Annotated in this window: 11 protein-coding genes; 9 read left to right on the forward strand and 2 right to left on the reverse strand. The window is 63.4% G+C overall.

Features of this window, described 5'->3' with window-relative positions:
• The 5 genes from tssH to HGO40_RS13295 all read left to right on the forward strand — a co-directional run bounded on the left by tssH (position 1) and on the right by HGO40_RS13295 (position 7275).
• Positions 1–2544 carry a type VI secretion system ATPase TssH gene (gene tssH, locus HGO40_RS13275; RefSeq protein ID WP_250963366.1) on the forward strand — a complete coding sequence of 848 codons (2544 nt, stop codon included), beginning with the start codon at positions 1–3 and terminating at the stop codon, positions 2542–2544.
• A 25-nt stretch (positions 2545–2569) separates the two neighbouring features.
• Entirely contained in the window at positions 2570–3043 is a 474-nt protein-coding gene (locus HGO40_RS13280) for a hypothetical protein (RefSeq protein ID WP_250963367.1), read from the forward strand.
• Positions 3044–3055: 12 nt separating this feature from the next.
• On the forward strand, positions 3056–5065 hold the full coding sequence (tssI, locus tag HGO40_RS13285) for a type VI secretion system tip protein TssI/VgrG (protein WP_250963368.1): 2010 nt from the start codon (positions 3056–3058) through the stop codon (positions 5063–5065).
• A gap of 13 nt (positions 5066–5078) precedes the next feature.
• Positions 5079–5615 carry a toxin-antitoxin system YwqK family antitoxin gene (locus HGO40_RS13290; protein ID WP_250963388.1) on the forward strand — a complete coding sequence of 179 codons (537 nt, stop codon included), beginning with the start codon at positions 5079–5081 and terminating at the stop codon, positions 5613–5615.
• Between the two features lie 706 nt (positions 5616–6321).
• On the forward strand, positions 6322–7275 hold the full coding sequence (locus HGO40_RS13295; RefSeq protein ID WP_250963369.1) for an MBL fold metallo-hydrolase: 954 nt from the start codon (positions 6322–6324) through the stop codon (positions 7273–7275).
• Between the two features lie 54 nt (positions 7276–7329).
• Here HGO40_RS13295 and HGO40_RS13300 read toward each other — a convergent pair whose 3' ends face one another.
• Entirely contained in the window at positions 7330–8751 is a 1422-nt protein-coding gene (locus HGO40_RS13300) for a diaminobutyrate--2-oxoglutarate transaminase (RefSeq protein WP_250963370.1), read from the reverse strand.
• Between the two features lie 108 nt (positions 8752–8859).
• On the reverse strand, positions 8860–10923 hold the full coding sequence (locus HGO40_RS13305; RefSeq protein WP_250963371.1) for a TonB-dependent receptor: 2064 nt from the start codon (positions 10921–10923) through the stop codon (positions 8860–8862).
• 248 nt (positions 10924–11171) lie between these two features.
• Between HGO40_RS13305 and HGO40_RS13310 the strand changes: the two genes are divergently transcribed.
• The 4 genes from HGO40_RS13310 to HGO40_RS13325 all read left to right on the forward strand — a co-directional run bounded on the left by HGO40_RS13310 (position 11172) and on the right by HGO40_RS13325 (position 19823).
• Positions 11172–12149 carry a TauD/TfdA family dioxygenase gene (locus HGO40_RS13310; RefSeq protein WP_250963372.1) on the forward strand — a complete coding sequence of 326 codons (978 nt, stop codon included), beginning with the start codon at positions 11172–11174 and terminating at the stop codon, positions 12147–12149.
• 7 nt (positions 12150–12156) lie between these two features.
• Positions 12157–15585, forward strand: coding sequence for a condensation domain-containing protein (locus HGO40_RS13315; RefSeq protein WP_250963373.1), 3429 nt, complete (start codon positions 12157–12159; stop codon positions 15583–15585).
• Between the two features lie 17 nt (positions 15586–15602).
• Positions 15603–16649: a TauD/TfdA family dioxygenase gene (locus HGO40_RS13320; RefSeq protein WP_250963374.1), complete on the forward strand. Its 1047-nt coding sequence runs from the start codon at positions 15603–15605 to the stop codon at positions 16647–16649.
• Positions 16650–16760: 111 nt separating this feature from the next.
• Positions 16761–19823: a non-ribosomal peptide synthetase gene (locus tag HGO40_RS13325; RefSeq protein ID WP_250963375.1), complete on the forward strand. Its 3063-nt coding sequence runs from the start codon at positions 16761–16763 to the stop codon at positions 19821–19823.
• Positions 19824–19869: the final 46 nt, after the last annotated feature.

Raw genomic sequence — 19869 nt, forward strand, 5'->3', positions numbered from 1 at the left:
ATGGAACTGGCCAGCCTGATCGGACGCCTCAACCCGGACAACCGCCGCGCCCTGGAACGGGCTGCACAACGCTGCCTGCAGCGCAGCCACCATTACGTGGAAATCGAACACTTGTTATTGGAGTTGCTCGACATCGAGGGCGGTGACTTCGCCTGCCTGCTGCCGCGTTTCGGCCTGGAACGTGACGCGGTGGCAACGGAAACCAACAAGGCCCTGGACCTGTTCAAATCCGGCAGCACCCGTACGCCCGCCCTGTCGGCGCAAACCATTGGACTGCTGGAAGATGCCGTGGTCCAGGCCAGTGTGCTGGGCCTGGACAGCATCCGCTCGGGGCTGTTGCTGCTGGCCCTGCTGGACCGTGACGAGCGCCGCAGCCTGTTGCTCAACAGCGCCTCGTCGTTGCTGCGCATTCCCCGCGATGCCCTGCGCGCCCATCTATTGGAATGGACCGAAAGCTCACGTGAACATGTCGGTGGCGTGCGCCCGGCCAAACCCGGCGAGCCCCCCCAGAAACAGGACCCGGTGCTGGACCAGTACACCCAGGACCTGACCGCCGACGCCCGGAACGGCCGCATCGACCCCATCGTCGGCCGCGACGGCGAGATCCGCCAGTGCATCGACATCCTCCTCAGGCGCCGGCAGAACAACCCGATCCTGGTGGGCGCGCCCGGCGTCGGCAAGACCGCCGTGGTGGAAGGCCTGGCCCTGCGCATCGCCGCCGGGGATGTGCCGCCGTCGTTGCAGGAAGTCACCTTGCGTGTACTCGACCTGGGCCTGTTGCAGGCCGGCGCCGGGGTCAAGGGCGAGTTCGAGCAGCGCCTCAAGGGCGTGATCGACGCGGTACGCAGCGCCGAGAAACCGATCATCCTGTTCATCGACGAGGCCCACACGCTGATCGGCGCTGGCGGTGCGGAGGGCGGCAGCGACGCGGCCAATCTGCTCAAGCCAGCCCTGGCCCGGGGCGAACTGCGCACCCTGGCCGCCACCACCTGGCTGGAATACAAGAAATACTTCGAGAAAGACCCGGCCCTGGCCCGCCGCTTCCAACTGGTTCAAGTCGAGGAGCCGGACGAACTCACTGCCGTGGAAATGCTCCGGGGCGTGGCGAGCAAACTGGAACAGCACCACGGCGTGCAAGTGCTCGACGCGGCCATCCACGAGGCGGTGAAGTTGTCCCACCGCTACATCTCCGGGCGCCAGTTGCCGGACAAGGCCATCAGCGTGCTCGACACCGCCTGCGCCCGGGTTGCCCTCGGCCAGCACGACGTGCCGCCGCCGCTGGAAAGCCTGCGCCACCGGCAGAACAGCCTCAAGGATGAAGTCGAACGCCTGCGCCGGGAACAGGCCACCGGTCTGGATCATCGCGAGCGCATCACCTTGCTGGAAAGCGAATCGACCAGCAACGTGCAGGCCATCCGTGAGTTGGAAACCCGCTGGGGCGAAGAGCGCGAAGCCGTGCGCGAACTGCTCGACACCCGGCGCGAATTGCTCGCCCTGAGCGAACGCGCCGACAGTGAAAAAGCCGACACCGAGATCGATAATCGCATCGACCACCTGGCCGCCGAACTGCTGCGCCTGGAGGCGGGCCTGGATGCCATTCGCCAGGACGATCCGCTGGTGCCCGAACAGGTCGACAGCAAGACCGTCGCCGCGGTGATCGCCGGCTGGACCGGTATCCCGGTGGGCAAGATGCTCGCCGATGAAGCCCATGCCGTGCGCACCCTCGGCCAGCGCATGGGCCAGCGGGTCATGGGCCAAGGCACGGCCCTGAACACCATCGCCCAACGCCTGCAAGCCTACCGCGCCGGCCTTACCGACCCGCAGAAACCGGTCGGCGTGTTCCTGCTGGTGGGCCCCACCGGCGTGGGCAAGACCGAAACCGCCTACGCCCTGGCCGATGCCTTGTACGGCGGTGAGCGCAACCTGATCAGCATCAACCTCTCGGAGTACCAGGAAGCCCACACCGTCAGCCCACTCAAGGGCGCCCCGCCCGGCTACGTCGGCTACGGCAGCGGCGGCGTACTCACCGAAGCGGTGCGGCGTAAACCCTATTCCGTGGTGTTGCTGGATGAAATCGAGAAGGCCCACCCGGACGTGCTCGAAGCTTTCTACAACGTTTTCGACAAAGGCCTGATGGAAGACGGCACCGGCCTGGTGGTGGATTTCAAGAACACCGTGATGCTCGCCACCAGCAACGTCGGCGCCGAACTGCTGTTGGACACGCCAGTGGCGCAACTGGGCAGCGACGCTTTCAACGAAGCCTTGCACAAGGTGCTGCTGCTAGCGTTTCGCCCGGCGTTTTTGGCGCGGATGACGGTGGTGGCGTACCGGCCGCTGGATGAAGCGACGCTGGAAGGGATTGTGTTGGCGAAGTTGGAGAAATTGCGCGGGCGCTATAAGGCGGCGACGGGCAAGCAGTTCGAATTCGATGCGGGAATCGTCAAGGCTGTGTTGGCCAAGTGCAGCGCGGCGGGGGCACGGGATGTCGAGATTGTGTTGATGACGCAGGGGACGGGGAAATTGGCGGAGTGGGTATTGGAATAACCCTACCAATGACATGAGGTGAAACATGAGATTGGCCAAGAGCATGATGCTATACGGAGCTCCAGAGACTCCGTACCTAGAAGTGGAAACCATCAACTGGGTCTATCAGAACGCGCCCACGGTCCCGCAAAGAAGCCTCAGCGGTCGCGTACTCGATTATTACCGCTGCCATTACTGCGAAATGGATGCTCGAATATTGACAAACAACGGATCGCTGCATGTCAAGGAGCACACCCAGGTCGATCATAGGACTCCGTTTTCACGCCTTATGAATACCAATAGATACGATGCTGATGTTGCTGCGCTCATCTCACACGGGTTTGCCGCATGGGGTGCCACTGCCATAGATTGGAACGACCTGGCCCAACTTCAGCTTATCTATAACGACCTGGATAATCTTTGGATCACTTGCACCAATCACAATCAGGAGAAGCGGGCCCAACCGAACTTTGATCAAAGAATGGTCATGGGGATAGGAAACCTGCTTAACAAGCAGTGACAGGGATGCTCAATGGCTAGAAGTGTCGACAGCAACACCACCCTCTCCCTCACCGCCAGCTCGCTGTCGGCGCTGTACCCCGATTCGCTGTCCGGCGAAGAACGCCTCAATGCCTTGGGTTCGCACGTTCTCAACGGCATCAACGATGGCGCTTCGTTGACCCTCACCACAGCCGTCGCCAGCCATGTCACCACGACGCTGCACAAGGATGCCTTACTGCGACCCATGGATTTTCTGGTCGCCGAAATCCGCCAACTTCCCGCCGCCGCCACCGCCGAGCGTTATCAACTTTTGCTCCGCCCCTGGCTCTGGTGGCTGAGCCTGGCCAGCAACAACCGGGTGTTCCAGAACCTCGCCACGTCGGACATCGTCACGACGATTTTCAAGGCCCACGGCTTCACCGACTTCCAACTCAAGCTCACCGGTAGCTACACCCCTCGCGAGTACTGCGTGCAATACGGCGAAACCGACCTGGCCTTCGTCTCGCGCCTGCTGGAAGAAGACGGGATTTTCTGGTTCTTCAGCCATGAATCCGGCAAGCACACGCTGGTACTGGCTGACAGCAACGACGCCTTCACGCCCATCCCCAATGGGCCGACGGTGAACTACCGTGGGCAAAAAATGGGCGAGCGGGAACTGCACGGCATCCGTTCTGGGCAGGTGTGCCTGCAAGCGGTGGCCGGGGTGTACCAGGCCACCGATTATGAGTTCACCACACCGGCCACCTCGCTCTTCAGCCAGGCCGAAGCCATGGCCGGGCCGAGTTCGATGTATGAGCATCCGGGCGGCTACACCGCCAAGGCCCAGGGCGACGCGCTGACCAAACAGCGGGTGGACGGGCTGCGCAGCCAGGAGAAACGTTTCGTTGGCGAAAGCGATTGCCGCTGGCTGGTGCCGGGGTATTGGTTCACCCTCGCCGGCCATGAAGACACGACGTTGAATATCGATTGGGTGGTGACGTCGGTCAGCCATGAAGCCAGCCACGACAGCTATCGCAACCGCTTCGAAGCGATCCCCAAGGCCACGGCTTATCGACCGGCCCGCATCACGCCAAACCCGCGCATGCACACCCAGACGGCCGTGGTGGTGGGCAAGGCCGGCGAAGAAATCTGGACCGATGAATACGGCCGGATCAAATTGCAGTTCCCCTGGGACCGCACCGGCAAGAATGACGAGACCTCCTCCTGGTGGGTGCGTGTGGTCTTGCCCTGGAGCGGCAAGGGCTTCGGCATGCAGTTCGTGCCGCGCATCGGCCAGGAGGTCATCGTGACCTTCATCGACGGCGACCCGGATCGGCCCCTGGTCACCGGTTGCGTCTACAACGGCGACAATGCCCTGCCCTATGCCCTGCCGGCGAACCAGACCCAATCCGGGATCAAGACCAACTCGTCCAAGGGAGGCGGCGGTTTCAACGAGCTGCGCTTCGAAGACAAGAAGGACGCCGAAGAGGTGTTTCTCCAGGCTCAAAAAGACTTCAACATCAACGTGCTCAACGACACCACTGCCACCGTCGGCCACGACGAGACCCTCACGGTGCAGAACGCCCGCACCCGCACGGTGAAGGACGGCGACGAAACCGTCACCCTGGAGAAGGGCAAGCGCAGCGTGACCATCCAGACCGGCAGTGCCAGCCTCGACGTGAAGGACACCCGCACCGTCACCGTGGGCTCGGACCAGACCCACAGCACCGGTGGCAACTACGACCACAAGGTCACCGGCAACTACAGCCTGACTGTGGACGGCAACCTGACCATCAAGGTCAGCGGCACCCTGACCTTGCAAAGCGGCGGCAGCTTCGCCATCAAGAGCGGCGCGGACCTGGCGACCCAGGCCAGCACCTCCATCAGCCAGAAAGCCGGCACGGCCCTGAGCAACCAGGCCGGGACATCCTTGGAGAACAAGGCTGGCACCACCCTCACCAACGACGCCGGCATCAGCCTGGTGAACAAGGCGGCCGCCGAACAGACCGTGGACGGCGGCGGCATGCTGACCATCAAGGGTGGCCTGGTGAAGGTCAACTGATGGGAACGCAACGCTGACCACGAAAAGACTGGACCTGGAGCGCGGCGACAGCCGGCGGGACGGGCAGCTGGACGATGGCCGGCTCGACGGCCCGCTGCAGATCGACGCAGCCCAACGTCCGCAAGCGAAGCTCAACTACAGCCAAGGTGAACTGCAAGGCACCAGCACGTTGTATCACCCTAACGGCAAGGTCTCGGCGGTCTTGCCGTTCGTAAAGGGAAAGTTGCAAGGCGTGGCGAGCTTCTACGGGGCCGAAGGCGGCTTGCAGCGTCAGGCCACGTATCGCCGCGGGTTGTTGCACGGTGAGGCGAACAACTACTTCCCCGACGGGCAACTGGCTGAAACGGAGATCTATCGCGACGGCGTGCGCGACGGCCGCTATCGCCGCCTGCACCCCAACGGCAATCTGGCGGTCGAAGCCCGCTACCTCAACGGCCAACTGCTGGAACCGGCCCAGGCCTACGCCGACGACGGCCGGCCACTGGACGCCGAGGGCAAACCCATCTCCCGGCTGCGCTGGTGGTTCAAGCGCCGGAACGACCCCCCATAAGCCTGCTGTGGGAGCGAGCTTGCTCGCGATGGCGCCAGCCCAGACAACGCTGCCCCCGTGGCGAGGGAGCTTGCTCCCGCTCGGCTGCGCTGTAGGAGCTGTCGAGTGCAACGAGGCTGCGATCTTTCCCCTGCCAACGGGGTCTGGAGCGAAAGATCAAAAGATCGCAGCCTCGCTTCGCTCGACAGCTCCTACAGGCCAGCGGGAGCAAGCTCCCTAGCCACAGGGGATTGGGTTGGCTTGGAGTGCAAGCGTTAGGGCTGAGCGGCCTGTGTGAATGGGTTGATCGCCATCGCGAGCAAGCTCGCTCCCACAAGGGTCCTGTGGTGAATGCAAAGCTCATGAACACACCCAAGGTCCCCTGGCCCTGAGCTGAATGCAAAGCTCATGAACACACCCAGACCCTTTGGCCCTGAGCTGAATGCAACATTCATGAACACCACAGATCCCCTGTGGGAGCGAGCTTGCTCGCGATGGCGGCGGGTCAGTTTGCATCCATAGCGCCTGTGCCGCCCTCACCCCGGCACACTGGATGCCCATACCTTTTGCTGGGGTCAATCACGCTAAAGCGCCTGCGCAACATACCCACGTATGGTATCGAGCGCGGTTCGACGGGATGCAGACTCATTCTCCAGCGACACCCCTTTCTCATGCCGAGAGAGGCGGTGCTCGCCCAAGCCTTGACCCAAGCCATCGGAGAACGACCATGACCACGCATTTGAACACCCCTGCCGCCCAGGATGGAATGCATCCGGATTCAACCATGAGCTTGCACGCGACCTCGTACGAGGAGTTGGGCCCTTCGCGCTACGCCCTGAAGATTGGCGAGATCGACGTGCTGGTGGTCAGTGATGGGGTACTGCCGCTGCCGACCTCGACGATGTCCACCAATGCCGATCCAGCCGCCCGAGCGGCCTGGTTCAAGGAAATGTTCCTGGGCCCGGACGCCTTCGATTGGGCGTTGAACGTGCTGGTGGTGCGCAGCGGCGAGCAGACTATCCTCGTCGATGCCGGGCTCGGCGCACAATTCCCCGGCTTCCCGCGCGCCGGACAGTTTCCCAAGCGCCTGGCCGCCGCCGGTATCGACCTGGGGTCGGTGACCGACGTGGTGAGTACTCACATGCACATGGACCACATTGGCGGGCTGCTGGTCGATGAGGTGAAGAGCCGACTGCGTCCCGACCTGCGGATCCACGTGGCCGCGACCGAGGTGGCGTTCTGGGCCGAACCGGATTTCACCCTCACCTCCATGCCCTCGCCGGTACCGGACGTACTGCGCGCCACCGCCACGCAATTCATGCACGACTACCACGACAAACTGCACACCTTCGAGGAAACCTACGAGGTCGCCCCGGGCGTGGTGGTCAAGCGCACCGGCGGCCATACCCCAGGGCACAGTGTGGTCCACGTAACGTCCGGCGAGGAGCGCTTGACGTTCGCTGGCGATGCCTTGTTCCCGGTGGCCTTCGACCATCCCGATTGGCAGAACGGTTTTGAACATGACCCAGAAGAATCGGTTCGCGTTCGGGTCCGCCTCATGCAAGAAGCGGCGGCATCCGGCGAGCTGCTAGTCGCGACTCACCTGCCGTTCCCCTCCGTTGGCCGGGTGGCGGTCAATGGTGACGCGTTTCGCTGGGTAGCGGCCTTCTGGGACTACTGAGTACACGTCGGGCCGGGCCAGCGCCCAAGCAGGACGCTGGCCCGAACCGGATGATCAGCCGGCGGGACGCTCGTTGATCGTGCTCGCGGCCTGGAACAGGATTTGCGCCACAAAATCGATTTCCTGCTCGGTGATGATCAACGGCGGCAAGAAGCGCACGGTCGCACCGTGGCGGCCACCCAGCTCAACGATCAATCCATGCTTCAGGCACGCCTGCTGGAAAGCCTTGGCCCGAGCCGTGTCCACCGGCGGATGGCCCTGCACGTCTGGAGTACCTTGCGGGTCGACGATTTCCATGCCGAGCATCAGGCCGCGCCCACGCACGTCGCCGATCCAGGCGAACTCACTTTGCAGTGCCTGCAAGTGTTTTTGCAGGTGAGCGCCCATCGTTTCAGCGTGCTGGACCAAGCCTTGATCGCGGATGAAACGCAAGGTCGCGGTACCTGCCGCCATTGCCAACTGATTGCCACGGAACGTGCCCGCGTGGGCACCCGGCTGCCAGACGTCCAGCGACTCGTGATAGACCATCACCGACAGCGGCAACCCGCCGCCGATGGCTTTGGACAAGGTGATGACGTCCGGCGTGATCCCCGATTGCTCGAAGCCGAACATCCGCCCGCTGCGGGCAATGCCGCACTGGATCTCGTCGACGATCAGCGGAATGCCGTGGGCCTGGGTCAACCGACGCAGTTCCTGCAGCCAGCGATCTGGCGCTGCGATCACCCCACCCTCGCCCTGGATCGGCTCCAGGATCATCGCCGCGGGTGCGGTCACCCCACTCTCCGGGTCGTTGAGCAAATGCTCGAGGTAGCGCACGTTCAACGTGACCGCTTGATCGCCGGCCACCCCGAACGGGCAACGATAATCATGAGGGAACGGCAGGCGCTGCACCCCGGGCATCAACGCACCGAGGGCATTCTTGGGCGACAGGTTGCCGCTGATGGCCAGCGTGCCCAGTGTCATCCCGTGATAAGCCCCTTCGAACGCCAGGACCGAATGCCGCCCCGTGGCGGTACGGGTCAACTTGAGCGCGGCCTCGACCGCATCGGCCCCACTCGGGCCGCAGAACTGAATGCGTGCGTGGCGAGCGAACTCGCTGGGCAGGCAAGCGAAAATTTCTTGGACGAATGCGTCCTTTACAGGTGTCATGAGGTCCAGGGTATGCATCGGCACACCGGCCGCCATGACTTGGGTGATGGCTTCGACGATCACCGGATGGTTGTGCCCCAGCGCCAGGGTCCCGGCACCGGCCAGGCAATCGACGAACACTTGCCCCCGGCTGTCCTGCACATAAATGCCATGGGCCCTTTCAAGCACCAGGGGAATGCGTCGCGGGTAACTGCGAGCGTTGGATTCCTGCTGTTGCTGACGCTCCAGCAGCGGCGTCGAATCGAGGCAGTAGGGACTCGACAGACCGGTGTGCAACAGGCGTAGCTGTTGCGCGCCACCTGCTGTGACATTCGAAAAAGCACTCATGATTTCCTCCATGGAGGCTGGGTTTGGAAGGGAACGAACAGCCTGGAAACAAACATCCGGAACGTTGCAGGACAGGCGCGGGGAGATTGCCTCCCCGCGCCCATGGGTTTACATGTCGTAGCGCAGGATCATCCCAACCGTGCGCGGTGCGCCGACGTCGATGATGGTGTCATTGCGGTTGTTGGTGACGTATTCCTTGTCGAAGGCGTTCTTCACGTAGGCGGAGACCGCTACGTTCTTGGTGACTTTGTACTCGGTGTTGAAATTCACCAGCACATAGGCATCGCTCTTACGCTCACCCGTCACTTTGCCGTTCGCGTCGAACTCGTACTCCGAAGGGGCGGTGCTCTGATAGACAATGTCCGTGCCGAAGATCAGGCGATCGTCGAAGCGATAGACACCACCCACCGAGGCCTTGTATTTAGGCGCGTAGAGGAACGCCTCGCCGCTCCTGTCCTGACCATTGTCAGCAACGAAATCCTTGTATTTGCTATCGGTAATGGCGCCACCGACATTCAGGGTCAACTGTTCGGTGATGTCTTTTTCGACGAAGACTTCCAGGCCCTTGATATCACTGCGACCAGCGTTGTAGATATCAATGACGTTGCTACCGGCTTGGCGCACGCTGACCTGCTGATCTTTCCAATCCGTGTAATAGAGGTTGGCGCGGGTACGCAGGGTCTTGTCGAAGAACGAACCACGATAGGACAGCTCGTAGTTGGTGGTGTATTCCGGGTCGTAGGCCTGGTGACCGCTACCGGAGCGCAGGTTGACACCGCCGCCGCGATAACCTTTCTGCACCATGAAACCGAGGTACTGGTCGGTTGCCAATTCGTAGTCGATGCCGAGTTTCGGCAGCACCGCATCAAACGACTTCTTGATTTTCTCGGGAACGAAGCGGCCATCTGCCTCAATATCGGTATCGTTCGTCTCGTGGTCGTAACGCAGGCCGGTGATCAAAGTCCAGCGCGGGGCGAACGTCCAGTTGACTTCACCGAACACTGCCTTGTTTTCAATCTTGGTATCACCTTTGACGGTACGAACCAGCACGTTATCGAACAACAACCGGTCGTGGAAGTTGTTGGTGTTGTGGCCATAGTAGGCACCGACAAAACTCTTCACCGTGTCCGAGTCGTAATTCAGACGCAGCTCCTGACTGAACAGGTTGCCGTCCTGCTTACGCAGCACGACCTCGTTGTCCACCGAATTCTGGTCAAAGTCCAGACGGTTGCTGTAGTCGGTACTGGTATTGGCGGTCATGCTCGTCAACGACCAGGCATCGTTCAGCCGGTAGTCCACCTTGGCGCTGAGCGTGTCCTGCTTGAGGTTGTCGTAGGCCTCGGTATTGGACGCGATGTCGTAATAGCTCGGCTTGCCATCGGCGCCGCGCATCGTCGAGCGATCACCCTGGCGATGTTCGTTGTGGGCATAAGTCAGCAAGACGTCTGTGTCGTCGTTGGGCAGGATCAGTAACTTACCGCGGACGTTGCTGGTGCGATGCGGGTTGGCGTCTTTATCGAGCGTGGTGTTGCGGATGTAGCCGTCCCCGTCGGAATAATCCACGGCGATACGGCCGGCGATCTTGTCATCCACGATGGCCCCGCCGCCCGCCACGGCCGCACCGTGCTCACCGTAGTTGCCCATGCTGGTCTGCGCCGAGAAGCTCGGTTCGAAGGTTGGGTTCTTGGTGCGGAGCACCACCGCGCCGGCCAGGGAGTTACGGCCTTGGGTGGTGGATTGCGGGCCTAGGAAAACCTCGACCTGTTCGGCATCCCAGCGCGGGACCGGACTTAAGGTCAGCGCGCGGTTCGGCTGCACGGCACCGTCGACATACACCGACACCGCACCGTTGAGGGCTGCTGGACCCTGGTCGTCGAAACCGGACACCGGCACGCCACGGATACCCCAGATCTCGTTGCCGGCCTGGCTATAGACGCCGGGCGTACGGGCAAACACATCCACCAGGTCCTTGTCGCCGTGCTCACGCAGGTTCTTGTCGGTGACGACCACGACGCTGGACTGGGTTTTTTCGAGGCTGCGGTCGATCTTTTCACCGGTTACGGTGATGGGAGCGATCTCCATCTTGGCGGCTTCTTCCGCCGCCCAAGCGCCGTTGCTCAGACCAATGGCCGACCCTACAGCCAACGCAATTGTGTTCTTTTTGAAATTCACGCCCCACTCCCCTGCGACAGATATTTTTGGTTTTTTTGAGCTGGCCGAATGCTGTGTGGCGCCAGCGGAGCGGAGTCTAATCCAAAAAAAAAATTAAATAAATAGTATTGATAATCCCTCTCATTTGTACCTAGTATGTCGTCTTGTATTGCCTTACATACATTACAGACGAGTCCTACAACACTGACCGCTGCCCTGCTTTCAAGGTCTTGTGACTGGTCGAAGACGCTATAAGAGGATGCACAAGGATGACCTCAATCGAACACCTGAACGGGCGTTCCGAGCTTTTTTCAATGGCGCCCACGGATGCAAGCGCCCAATCGCTACCCGTGCTGGTGCAAGGGGTACCGGGACAGTCGATCCACGACCTGGACGCCTCGATTCGCGACCGCGTGGCCCAAGTCCTGGCCACCGTTGGCGGCGTGTTGTTTCGCGGTTTCACCGTTGCCACCCCCATCGACTTCAAGCGCTTCGCCGCCAGCTTCGGCGCGCCGCTGGCCAGTTATGAATTCGGTTCCACGCCGCGCAGCAAAGTCTTCGCCGGGGTCTATAGCTCCACCGAATACCCGGCCCATCAATTCATCCCCTTGCACAACGAGCAGGCCTACACCCGCCCCTGGCCTTCGCGCATCTGGTTCCACTGCATCAAGGCCAGTGAAACCGGCGGCGAGACCCCGATCGCCGACAGCCGCCTGATCTACCAGCGCATGCCTGCCGAGATCCGCGAGCTGTTCGCCAGCCGCGAGCTGCTTTATGTACGCAACTACAGCGGCGCCCTGGACCTGCCTTGGGAAAAAGTCTTCAACACCCAGGACCGTGCCCAGGTCGAACGCTACTGCCAGGACAACGACATCGAGTGGGAATGGAAAGCCGATGGCGACCTGCTCACCCGCCAGCGTTGCGCCGCCGTGCAACAGCATCCCGAGACCGGCGAATGGGTCTGGTTCAACCAGGCACACCTGTTCCATGTCTCGGCCATCGAACCGAGCGTACGCGCCAGCCTGCTGGCGGCGGTGGGTGAAGAGAACCTGCCGCGCCATGTCTATTTCGGCGACGGCTCGCCGATAGCCGACGACCTGCTCGACACCGTGCGCGAGGTCTACCGCGAGACTGCCGTCAGTTTTCCCTGGCAGCCCGGCGATATCCTGATGCTCGACAACCGACTGGTGGCACACGGTCGCAATCCTTTCACCGGTGACCGCAAAGTCATCGTGGCCATGGCGTGAATTGCACATGTTTTCTTTCGAACACTGGATCGACGTGCTGGAAACCAACGCCCAGCACTTCCCTCAGCGTGCCGCCCTGCATTTTCTGCCGGACGGCGTAGAGATCGGCGAAACCCTGACCTTTGCCCAACTGCACGAACAATCCCGTTCCCTGGCGGCCGCGCTGCAAGCGCGTTATGCCCCGGGTGACCGCGTGCTGTTGATGCTGCCCAGCAGCCTCGACTACGCCCGCGCCTTCTGTGCCTGCCTCTATGCAGGGCTGATTGCCGTGCCGTTGTTTCCACCGCCGTCGCGCAAACCGCGTCACCTCGACCGCGTCCGCAACGTGGTGGTGGATGCCGAGCCGGCGCTGATTCTCGCCCCGGCGGACTATTGCGAAGGCCTGCTGGAACTGGTGGAGGGCCGCGTCGATGTCCTGACCGTCCAGGACCTGGGCACACCACCGGCCAGCCAATGGCAACGCCCGACCATCGACGGTTCGACCGTGGCCTTCCTGCAATACACCTCGGGTTCCACCGGCTCGCCGAAAGGCGTCGAGGTGCGTCAGCGCAACCTGATCGCCAACGTCGAGCTGATGCGCCAGGCCTACGATTTCGACGAACACGGCGCCATGGTCAACTGGCTGCCGCTGTACCACGACATGGGCTTGATCGGCGGAATGCTGGCCCCGCTCTACAGCGGCATGCCGTGCTACCTGATGGCCTCCCAGACCTTCGTCAATGCGCCGTCGACCTGGCTGCAGGCGTTGAGTCGCTACCGCGCCACCGCCAGTTTCGCCCCCAACTTCGCCTATGCCCTGTGCAACCGCGTGGTCAGCGACAACCTGATCGCGCAGCTCGACCTGAGCGCCTGGAAGCACGCCATCAACGGCGCCGAACCGATCCACCCCGGCACCCTCGAAGCGTTCGGCCAGCGTTTTGCCGCCTGTGGCCTCAACCCGTTGGCCATCAGCCCCGGTTACGGCCAGGCCGAAGCCACCCTGTGCGTCAGCGCCACGCCGGCCGACGCGCTGCCGGTGGTGCTGCGCCTGGACAAAGCCGTGCTGGAGCCCGGCCGCGCGGCACTGGCGGCCGACGATGCAGCCGCCGTGGAATTCGTCGCCTGCGGTTACCCGCAAGCCTTGCACAGCATCGCCATCGTCGACCCGCACACCTTCGAGCAATGCGCCGCCGATCGCATCGGCGAAGTCTGGCTCAAGGGGCCGAGCAACGCCGAATCCTACTGGAAGAATCCCGAGGCCACGCGCGAAGCCTTTGAGGCCCAAATTGTCGGCTCATCGGAACATTACCTGCGCTCCGGCGACCTGGGTTTCATGCACGAAGGCCAGGTCGTGATCTGCGGACGGCTCAAGGACCTGCTGATCCTCAATGGGCGCAACCTCTACCCCCACGACATCGAATTCGCCATTACCGATGCCGAGCCGGGCATCCGCACCGGACGCATCGCCGCCTTCTCGGACATGGACCCGGCATTGGGCCGCGAGAAGTTGGTGATCGTCGCCGAGCCGCAACGCAAGTTCGTCGACCCGGCGCATCACCCGGCGCTGTTCGCGTCGATGCAAAACGCCGTGCGTGAAGCCGCCGACTGCGGCATCGACCAGATCGTGCTGGTGCAAGCCGGCACCATCCCGATGACCACCAGCGGCAAGATCGCCCGTCAAGGCGCGCGCAAGCAACTGGCCGCGGGCACGTTGAGCATCATCGCCCAGAGCGGTGCAACGCTGGCTTCGAATGGCGAGGTCCTGGACCTTGCCCAGCTCAAGCAGCTGGCGAGCGAAACGCCGCAACAGGCCCAGGCCGCCTGCCGCCGATGGCTGGAACAGACGCTGCACGCGGTCAATCCGTATTTTTCCGCCGACTTCGACCTCAGCCTGATCGGCCAAGGCCTGGACTCCATCGGCGTGGCCGACTTCGCCGCGCGCCTGCACAAGGACCTGGGCTGGAACCTCGACACCCAGGACTTGTTTGGGCAAACCACCCTGGAGCAATGGGCGCTGGCCCTGCAAGACTTCCTGAATGAACCGGCGCCGACGGCCGAGGCTTCGACCGCGCGGGCTAACCTCAGCCAGGGGCATCAATCGTTCGCCCAGCGCCGACTGTGGTTCCTGCGCCAACTGAACCCGGACGCCACCCGCCACAACCTGGTACTGCACCTGCGCCTGCAAGGTCCACTGGACATCGAGGCGCTGGCCCTGCGCTTGAACGCGCTGGTGGCGCGGCACGGCGTGTTGCGCACGGTGTACCGCGACGGTGTCGAGGGCCCGCAACAACAGGTGTTGCCGGCCACGGCGGTCGCGCTGGTCCATCATGATGTGCGTGAGCAGAGCGAAGCGCAGCAACAACAGATGCTGAGCGAGCGCCTGGCCCATGAACACGCCACCCCTGTCGACCTGCAAGCCGGCCCGCTGCTGCGGGCACAGTTGCTCAGCCGACATGAGCAACAGCATGACCTGCTGCTGACCCTGCACCACATCGCCTTCGACGGACGTTCGGCGCAAGTGCTGCTGGCGGAACTGGCAGGCTCGACAGACGCCGCGCTCCCGGGGCAATACCTCGATTTCGCCCAGTGGGAAGCCCGGCACTGGAGCGAACAGCGGATCGCCAACGAGCAGGACTTCTGGCGCGGACACCTGGCCGGCATGCCCCAGACCTTGGAACTGGGCGGCAACGGCCAGGCCCCGGGCGAACACAGCCTGGACTTCAACGTGCCCCAGGCCCGCTGCGAGCATTTGGCAACGCTGGCCCGGGAACAAGGCATGACCTTGTTCATGCTGCTGCTCGCCAGTTACCAACTGGTGCTCAAGCAACTGGGTGGCCAAGCGCAATTCTTGCTGGGCACCGATGTCAGCGGCCGGCCACTGGCCGAGCACAACGACGTCATCGGTTTCTTCGTCAACCAGTTGACCCTGCGTTGTGACGTGCGTGGCGAAGCGACCCTGGGCGGTTTCCTCGGGCGGGTTCGCGACGAAGCGCGCCTGGCCTATGCCCATCAAGGCCTGCCTTTCGACCTGGTGGTCTCGGCCCTCGCGCCGCAGCGCCGGCCCGGTCACTCGCCGCTGTTCCAGGTCAAGCTCAATTATCAACCGTCACGGGTGACCCCGACCGCCATCGCCGGCGCGCGGCTGTCCGCGCTGGACGTGGCCCAGGCACCGGGGGATTTCCACCTGGTGCTCGACCTGGTGCACGGCAACGAAGGTCTCGCCGCGACGCTCAAGTATCGCGGCGAATACTTCGACCAAGGCCGAGCCCTGCGCCTGCAACACCTGTGGACGTGCCTGCTGGAGCAACTCCCCAGCCTGCTGGACGAGCCGTTGCCGGCGCTGGCCGAGCGCATCGACAGCTGGGACCAGGCCTTTGCCCGTGAGCGGCAACAGTCCCAGGCGCTGGCCGGTCGCAGCCAGATGATGCAAGCCAAACGTCGCTCCTTGTCCCTTTAACCGAGTCGGATGCTTTTATGTCTATCGTGCCCCCATCGCCCCGCGCCCTTGGCGCCGTGCGTCGCAAAGCCAGGAACGTCTCGGAACAACAAATGGTCACCGAGCGCCTGCTCAGCCCGGATCATGCCCTGCCCCGGGTGATCGAGCCCGCGGTCAGTGGCGTCGACCTGGTGGCCTGGGCCGCCCGGGAACGCGAGTCGCTGGAAAAGAAGCTGCTGCAGTACGGCGCCCTGCTGTTCCGTGGTTTCAACGTCGCGTCCGTCGAGCAGTTCGACCAGGTGATCGCCGCGCTCTCCCCCGGCGCGCTGGAATACATGTTCCGCGCCTCGCCCCGGACACGGGACGGCGGCAACATCTACACCTCGACCGACTACCCGCCCGACCAGATGATTTTCCCCCACAACGAGCACTCCTACTCGCCACGCTTCCCGTTGCGGCTGTTCTTCTACTGCCAAGTGCCGTCCGAGACCGGTGGCGAAACACCCATTGGTTCGACCCGTGCCGTGAAGGCCAGGATCAGCCCGCAGATCGCAGCGCGGTTCCGGGAAAAAGGCGTGCTGTACGTGCGCAACTACGGCGACGGTTTCGGCCTGCCATGGCAGACCGTGTTCCAGTCCGAAGACCGCGGCGAAGTGGAAGCCTACTGCGCCAGCGTCGGCATCGACGTGGAATGGAAAGACAACAATCGCCTGCGCACCCGCCAACGCGGACCCGCCGTGGTGCGCCACCCGCGCACCGGCGAAGAAGTCTGGTTCAACCACGCCACGTTCTTCCACATCAGCACCTTGCCCGGGCGAATCCGCGATTCGCTGCAAAGCAACTTCAACGACCTCGACCTGCCCACCAACACCTTTTATGGCGATGGTGAACCGATCGAGCCAGAGGTCCTGGAGTCGCTGCGTGCGGCCTACCTCGACTCACTGGTGCGGTTCAGTTGGCAACAGGGGGACGTGTTGTTCATCGACAACATGCTCGCCGTGCACGGTCGCGAACCCTTCACTGGCAAGCGCGCCATCATGACCGGCATGGCTGAAGCCCTGCTGTCGAGCGACGTTGCCGTCTGACATTCAACGGGTCCACCTACCGTTCGCAGGAGGCTTGCCCGACCTATGTCCAGCAAGCCCCGGCGTTTGAGGGGTGATCCAGGCTCAAGCCCTTTTCCAGTCGAGATGAACATGAGCGGACTTCAAGGTTTTCGTATTTCCCCGCAACAGGCATCGGTCTATCCCCACATCAACGGCGCGACGCAGCACCCGTTCAGTTGCCATTTGCAATGGTCGCTGTCGCAACCGCTGGACATCGATACGCTGGACAACCGCCTGCAGGCGCTGGTGGCCGGCAGTGAAATCCTGCGCACGCGCCTGATGCCCGTGCCTGGCCTGCGCCATCCGGTGCAAGTGATCGACGAAACCGCTGCGCTGGCGGTGAGCCTCCAGGACCTGCGTCAACACAGCCGCGCCGACCAGGACGCCGCCCTGGCCCAATTCGCCAGCCAGCCTCGCGACTGGACAACCCCGTTGTGCGTCACCCTGGTGCGCCTGGACGATGAACAAACGGTCCTGGACCTGGCCGCGGCCAGCAGCCATTTCGACCTCGCCAGCCTGAAATGGCTGGCCGCCGCATTGCTGCAAGACACCGCCACCGACCTGTCCGAGACCTTGCAGTACGCCGACTACGCCGAATGGCGCTGGAGCCTGGTTGAAGACGCGCCGGACCATCCGGGCGTGAGCTTCTGGAAACCCTTGGGCGAACCCGAGCAGGCCGCCTTGCAACTGCCCCTCGAAACGACGCTCGAAGGCGGGTGCGCGCCGACCCGCCTGGACCTTACCCTACCGAGCGACCTCGCCCGCCACCCAGCCCTGATCCCGGACTTACTGCTGGCGGCATGGGCCGCGGTACTGGGACGATTGGCCGGCCAGCAACAGGTGCCGCTCACCCTGATCCACGAAAGTCGCGGTGCGGAACTGGAAAACACCCTGGGCCTGTTCGAGCAGTGCCTGCCCATGAGCATCGAACTGAACGCCCAGGCGACCTTACTGGAGCAAGGCACGCAAGTGGCTGTCACCCTGGAACGGGCGGTTGGCTGGCAGGACTACTACACCGGCACCCTCAACGGCGGATACGCCTTTGCCTGGCGCTCGGGCGATGCCCAGGAGCGTCATGCCAGCGCGGTAATGAACCCGCTGAAAGCGTGCCTGAACGTGCGCCAGTTGCCCGATAGCCTGCACGCGCAGCTGGTCTACGACCGCCATGCCCTCAGCGCCGAAGCCGCCGGCTGCCTCGCCGAGCAATGGCTGCAACTGTTGCAAGGCGCACTGGCCGAACCGCAACGGGCCTGGGCGCAGTTGCCCCTCGGTGGTGCGCTGCAATCGCGGTTGATCGGCACCGGCGCGGACGTGCCGTCCATCGAACCGGTGACACTGGTGGAATTGATTGCCCGCCAGGTTCGCCAGCAACCGAACGCCATCGCCCTGAGCGACCAGCACGGCGACCTCAGCTACAGCCGCCTCGACGCCTGCGCCACGCAATTGGCCCATCGCCTGGTCGCCGCCGGCATCGGCCCTGGGGTGCCGGTCGGCATCCTGATCGCCCGCGGCAACGCCGCCATTGTCGCCATGCTCGCCGTCCTGAAAGCCGGTGGCGCCTACGTCCCCGTCGACCCGACCTACCCGGCCGAGCGCCGCGCCTACATGCTCGCCGACAGCGCCATCGCCCACATCGTGGTCAGCGCCGAACTGGCCGACAGCGTGCCGACCGACCTGCAACGCTTCGTGCTGGATGACCTGGCAACACCCGACCTCGGCGATTTGCCGGCGCTGCCGTTGCCGGACGCGAACGACCTCGCCTACTTGATCTACACCTCTGGCTCCACCGGTGCGCCGAAAGCCGTGGAGATCAGTCACGGCGCACTGAGCTTCTCGACCCAGGTGCGCATGGCGGCCTATGAGACGCCGGTACGTGCCTACCTGCTGCTGTCGTCGTTTGCCTTCGACAGTTCGGTCGCCGGGATTTTCTGGACCTTGGCCCAAGGCGGACGCCTGGTATTGCCCGCCCCGGGTGAAGAGCTGGAAATGGCCCGCCTGGCGCAATTGATTGCCCAGCATCAGGTCAGCCACGGCCTGTCATTGCCATCGCTGTACCAGGCCCTGCTCGATCAATTGCAGCGCAGCGGCGCAACCGACAGCCTCGCCTGCTGGATCGTCGCCGGTGAGGCCTGCCCGCCGTCGCTGATCGCGCAACACAGCAAGACCCTGCCCCATGCACGGCTGGTGAACGAATACGGCCCCTCCGAAGCCACCGTCTGGGCCACCTATGAGGTGTTGGAGCCAGGCCGGAACGTCAGCATCGGCCGCCCCATCGCCGGCATGGACCTGCGCCTGCTGAACGAATTCGACAGTGCCTGCGGCATCGGCGAGCCGGGAGAAATCGTCCTCGCCGGCCCAACCCTGGCCTGCGGCTATCGCAACAAGCCCGAAGAAACCGCCAAGGCCTTCGTCACCCTGGCCGACGGCACCCGAGCCTATCGCACCGGTGACTTGGCGTGCTGGTTGGCCGACGGGCGCCTGGCCTTCCTCGGGCGCAAGGACCATCAGGTCAAGGTGCGCGGCTACCGCATCGAGCTGGGGGAAATCGAACGCCAGTTGTGCAGCCACAGCGACGTGCGCGAAGCCGCGGTGATCGTCCAGGAACAGCCCGCCGGCAAGCGCCTGCTCGCCTACATCCTCGCCGCCCACGGCTACGCACCGGACTCGGAGGCGATCAAGCGCTTCCTCGGCGAACGCCTGCCGTCGTACATGGTGCCGGCCCTGGTACTGACCCTGCCGAGCTTTCCGCGCACGCCCAACGGCAAGCTCGACACACGTCAGTTGCCCGACCCGGACCAGTTCGACGAAAGCGCCCACGTGGCGCCGCGCAACGCCATGGAAACCACTTTGCAAGCCATCGTCGCCAAGGTCTTGAAGCTCTCGACGGTGAGCGTCACCGACAACTTCTTCGCCATCGGCGGCGACTCGATCCTGAGCCTGCAAGTGGTGGCCCAGGCCCACGAGCAAGGCATCGCGCTGTCGGCCAAGCAAGTTTTCGAACGCCAGACCATCGCCGCCATGGCCGAAGTCGCGCAAGCGCTGGACCCGAGCGCCGCCGAGCCGGACGCCGACAGCACCGAATTCAGCGCCTCGGGCCTGTCCGATGACGAAATGCAAGCGTTGATGGCCGAACTGGACGAGGCCGACCTGTGAACGGTTTTTCACCTCGCCACGCCATCACCGTTGCCCCTTTTTACGC

The sequence above is a fragment of the Pseudomonas sp. CG7 genome (assembly GCF_023701885.1).
GTDB lineage: Bacteria > Pseudomonadota > Gammaproteobacteria > Pseudomonadales > Pseudomonadaceae > Aquipseudomonas > Aquipseudomonas zanjanensis.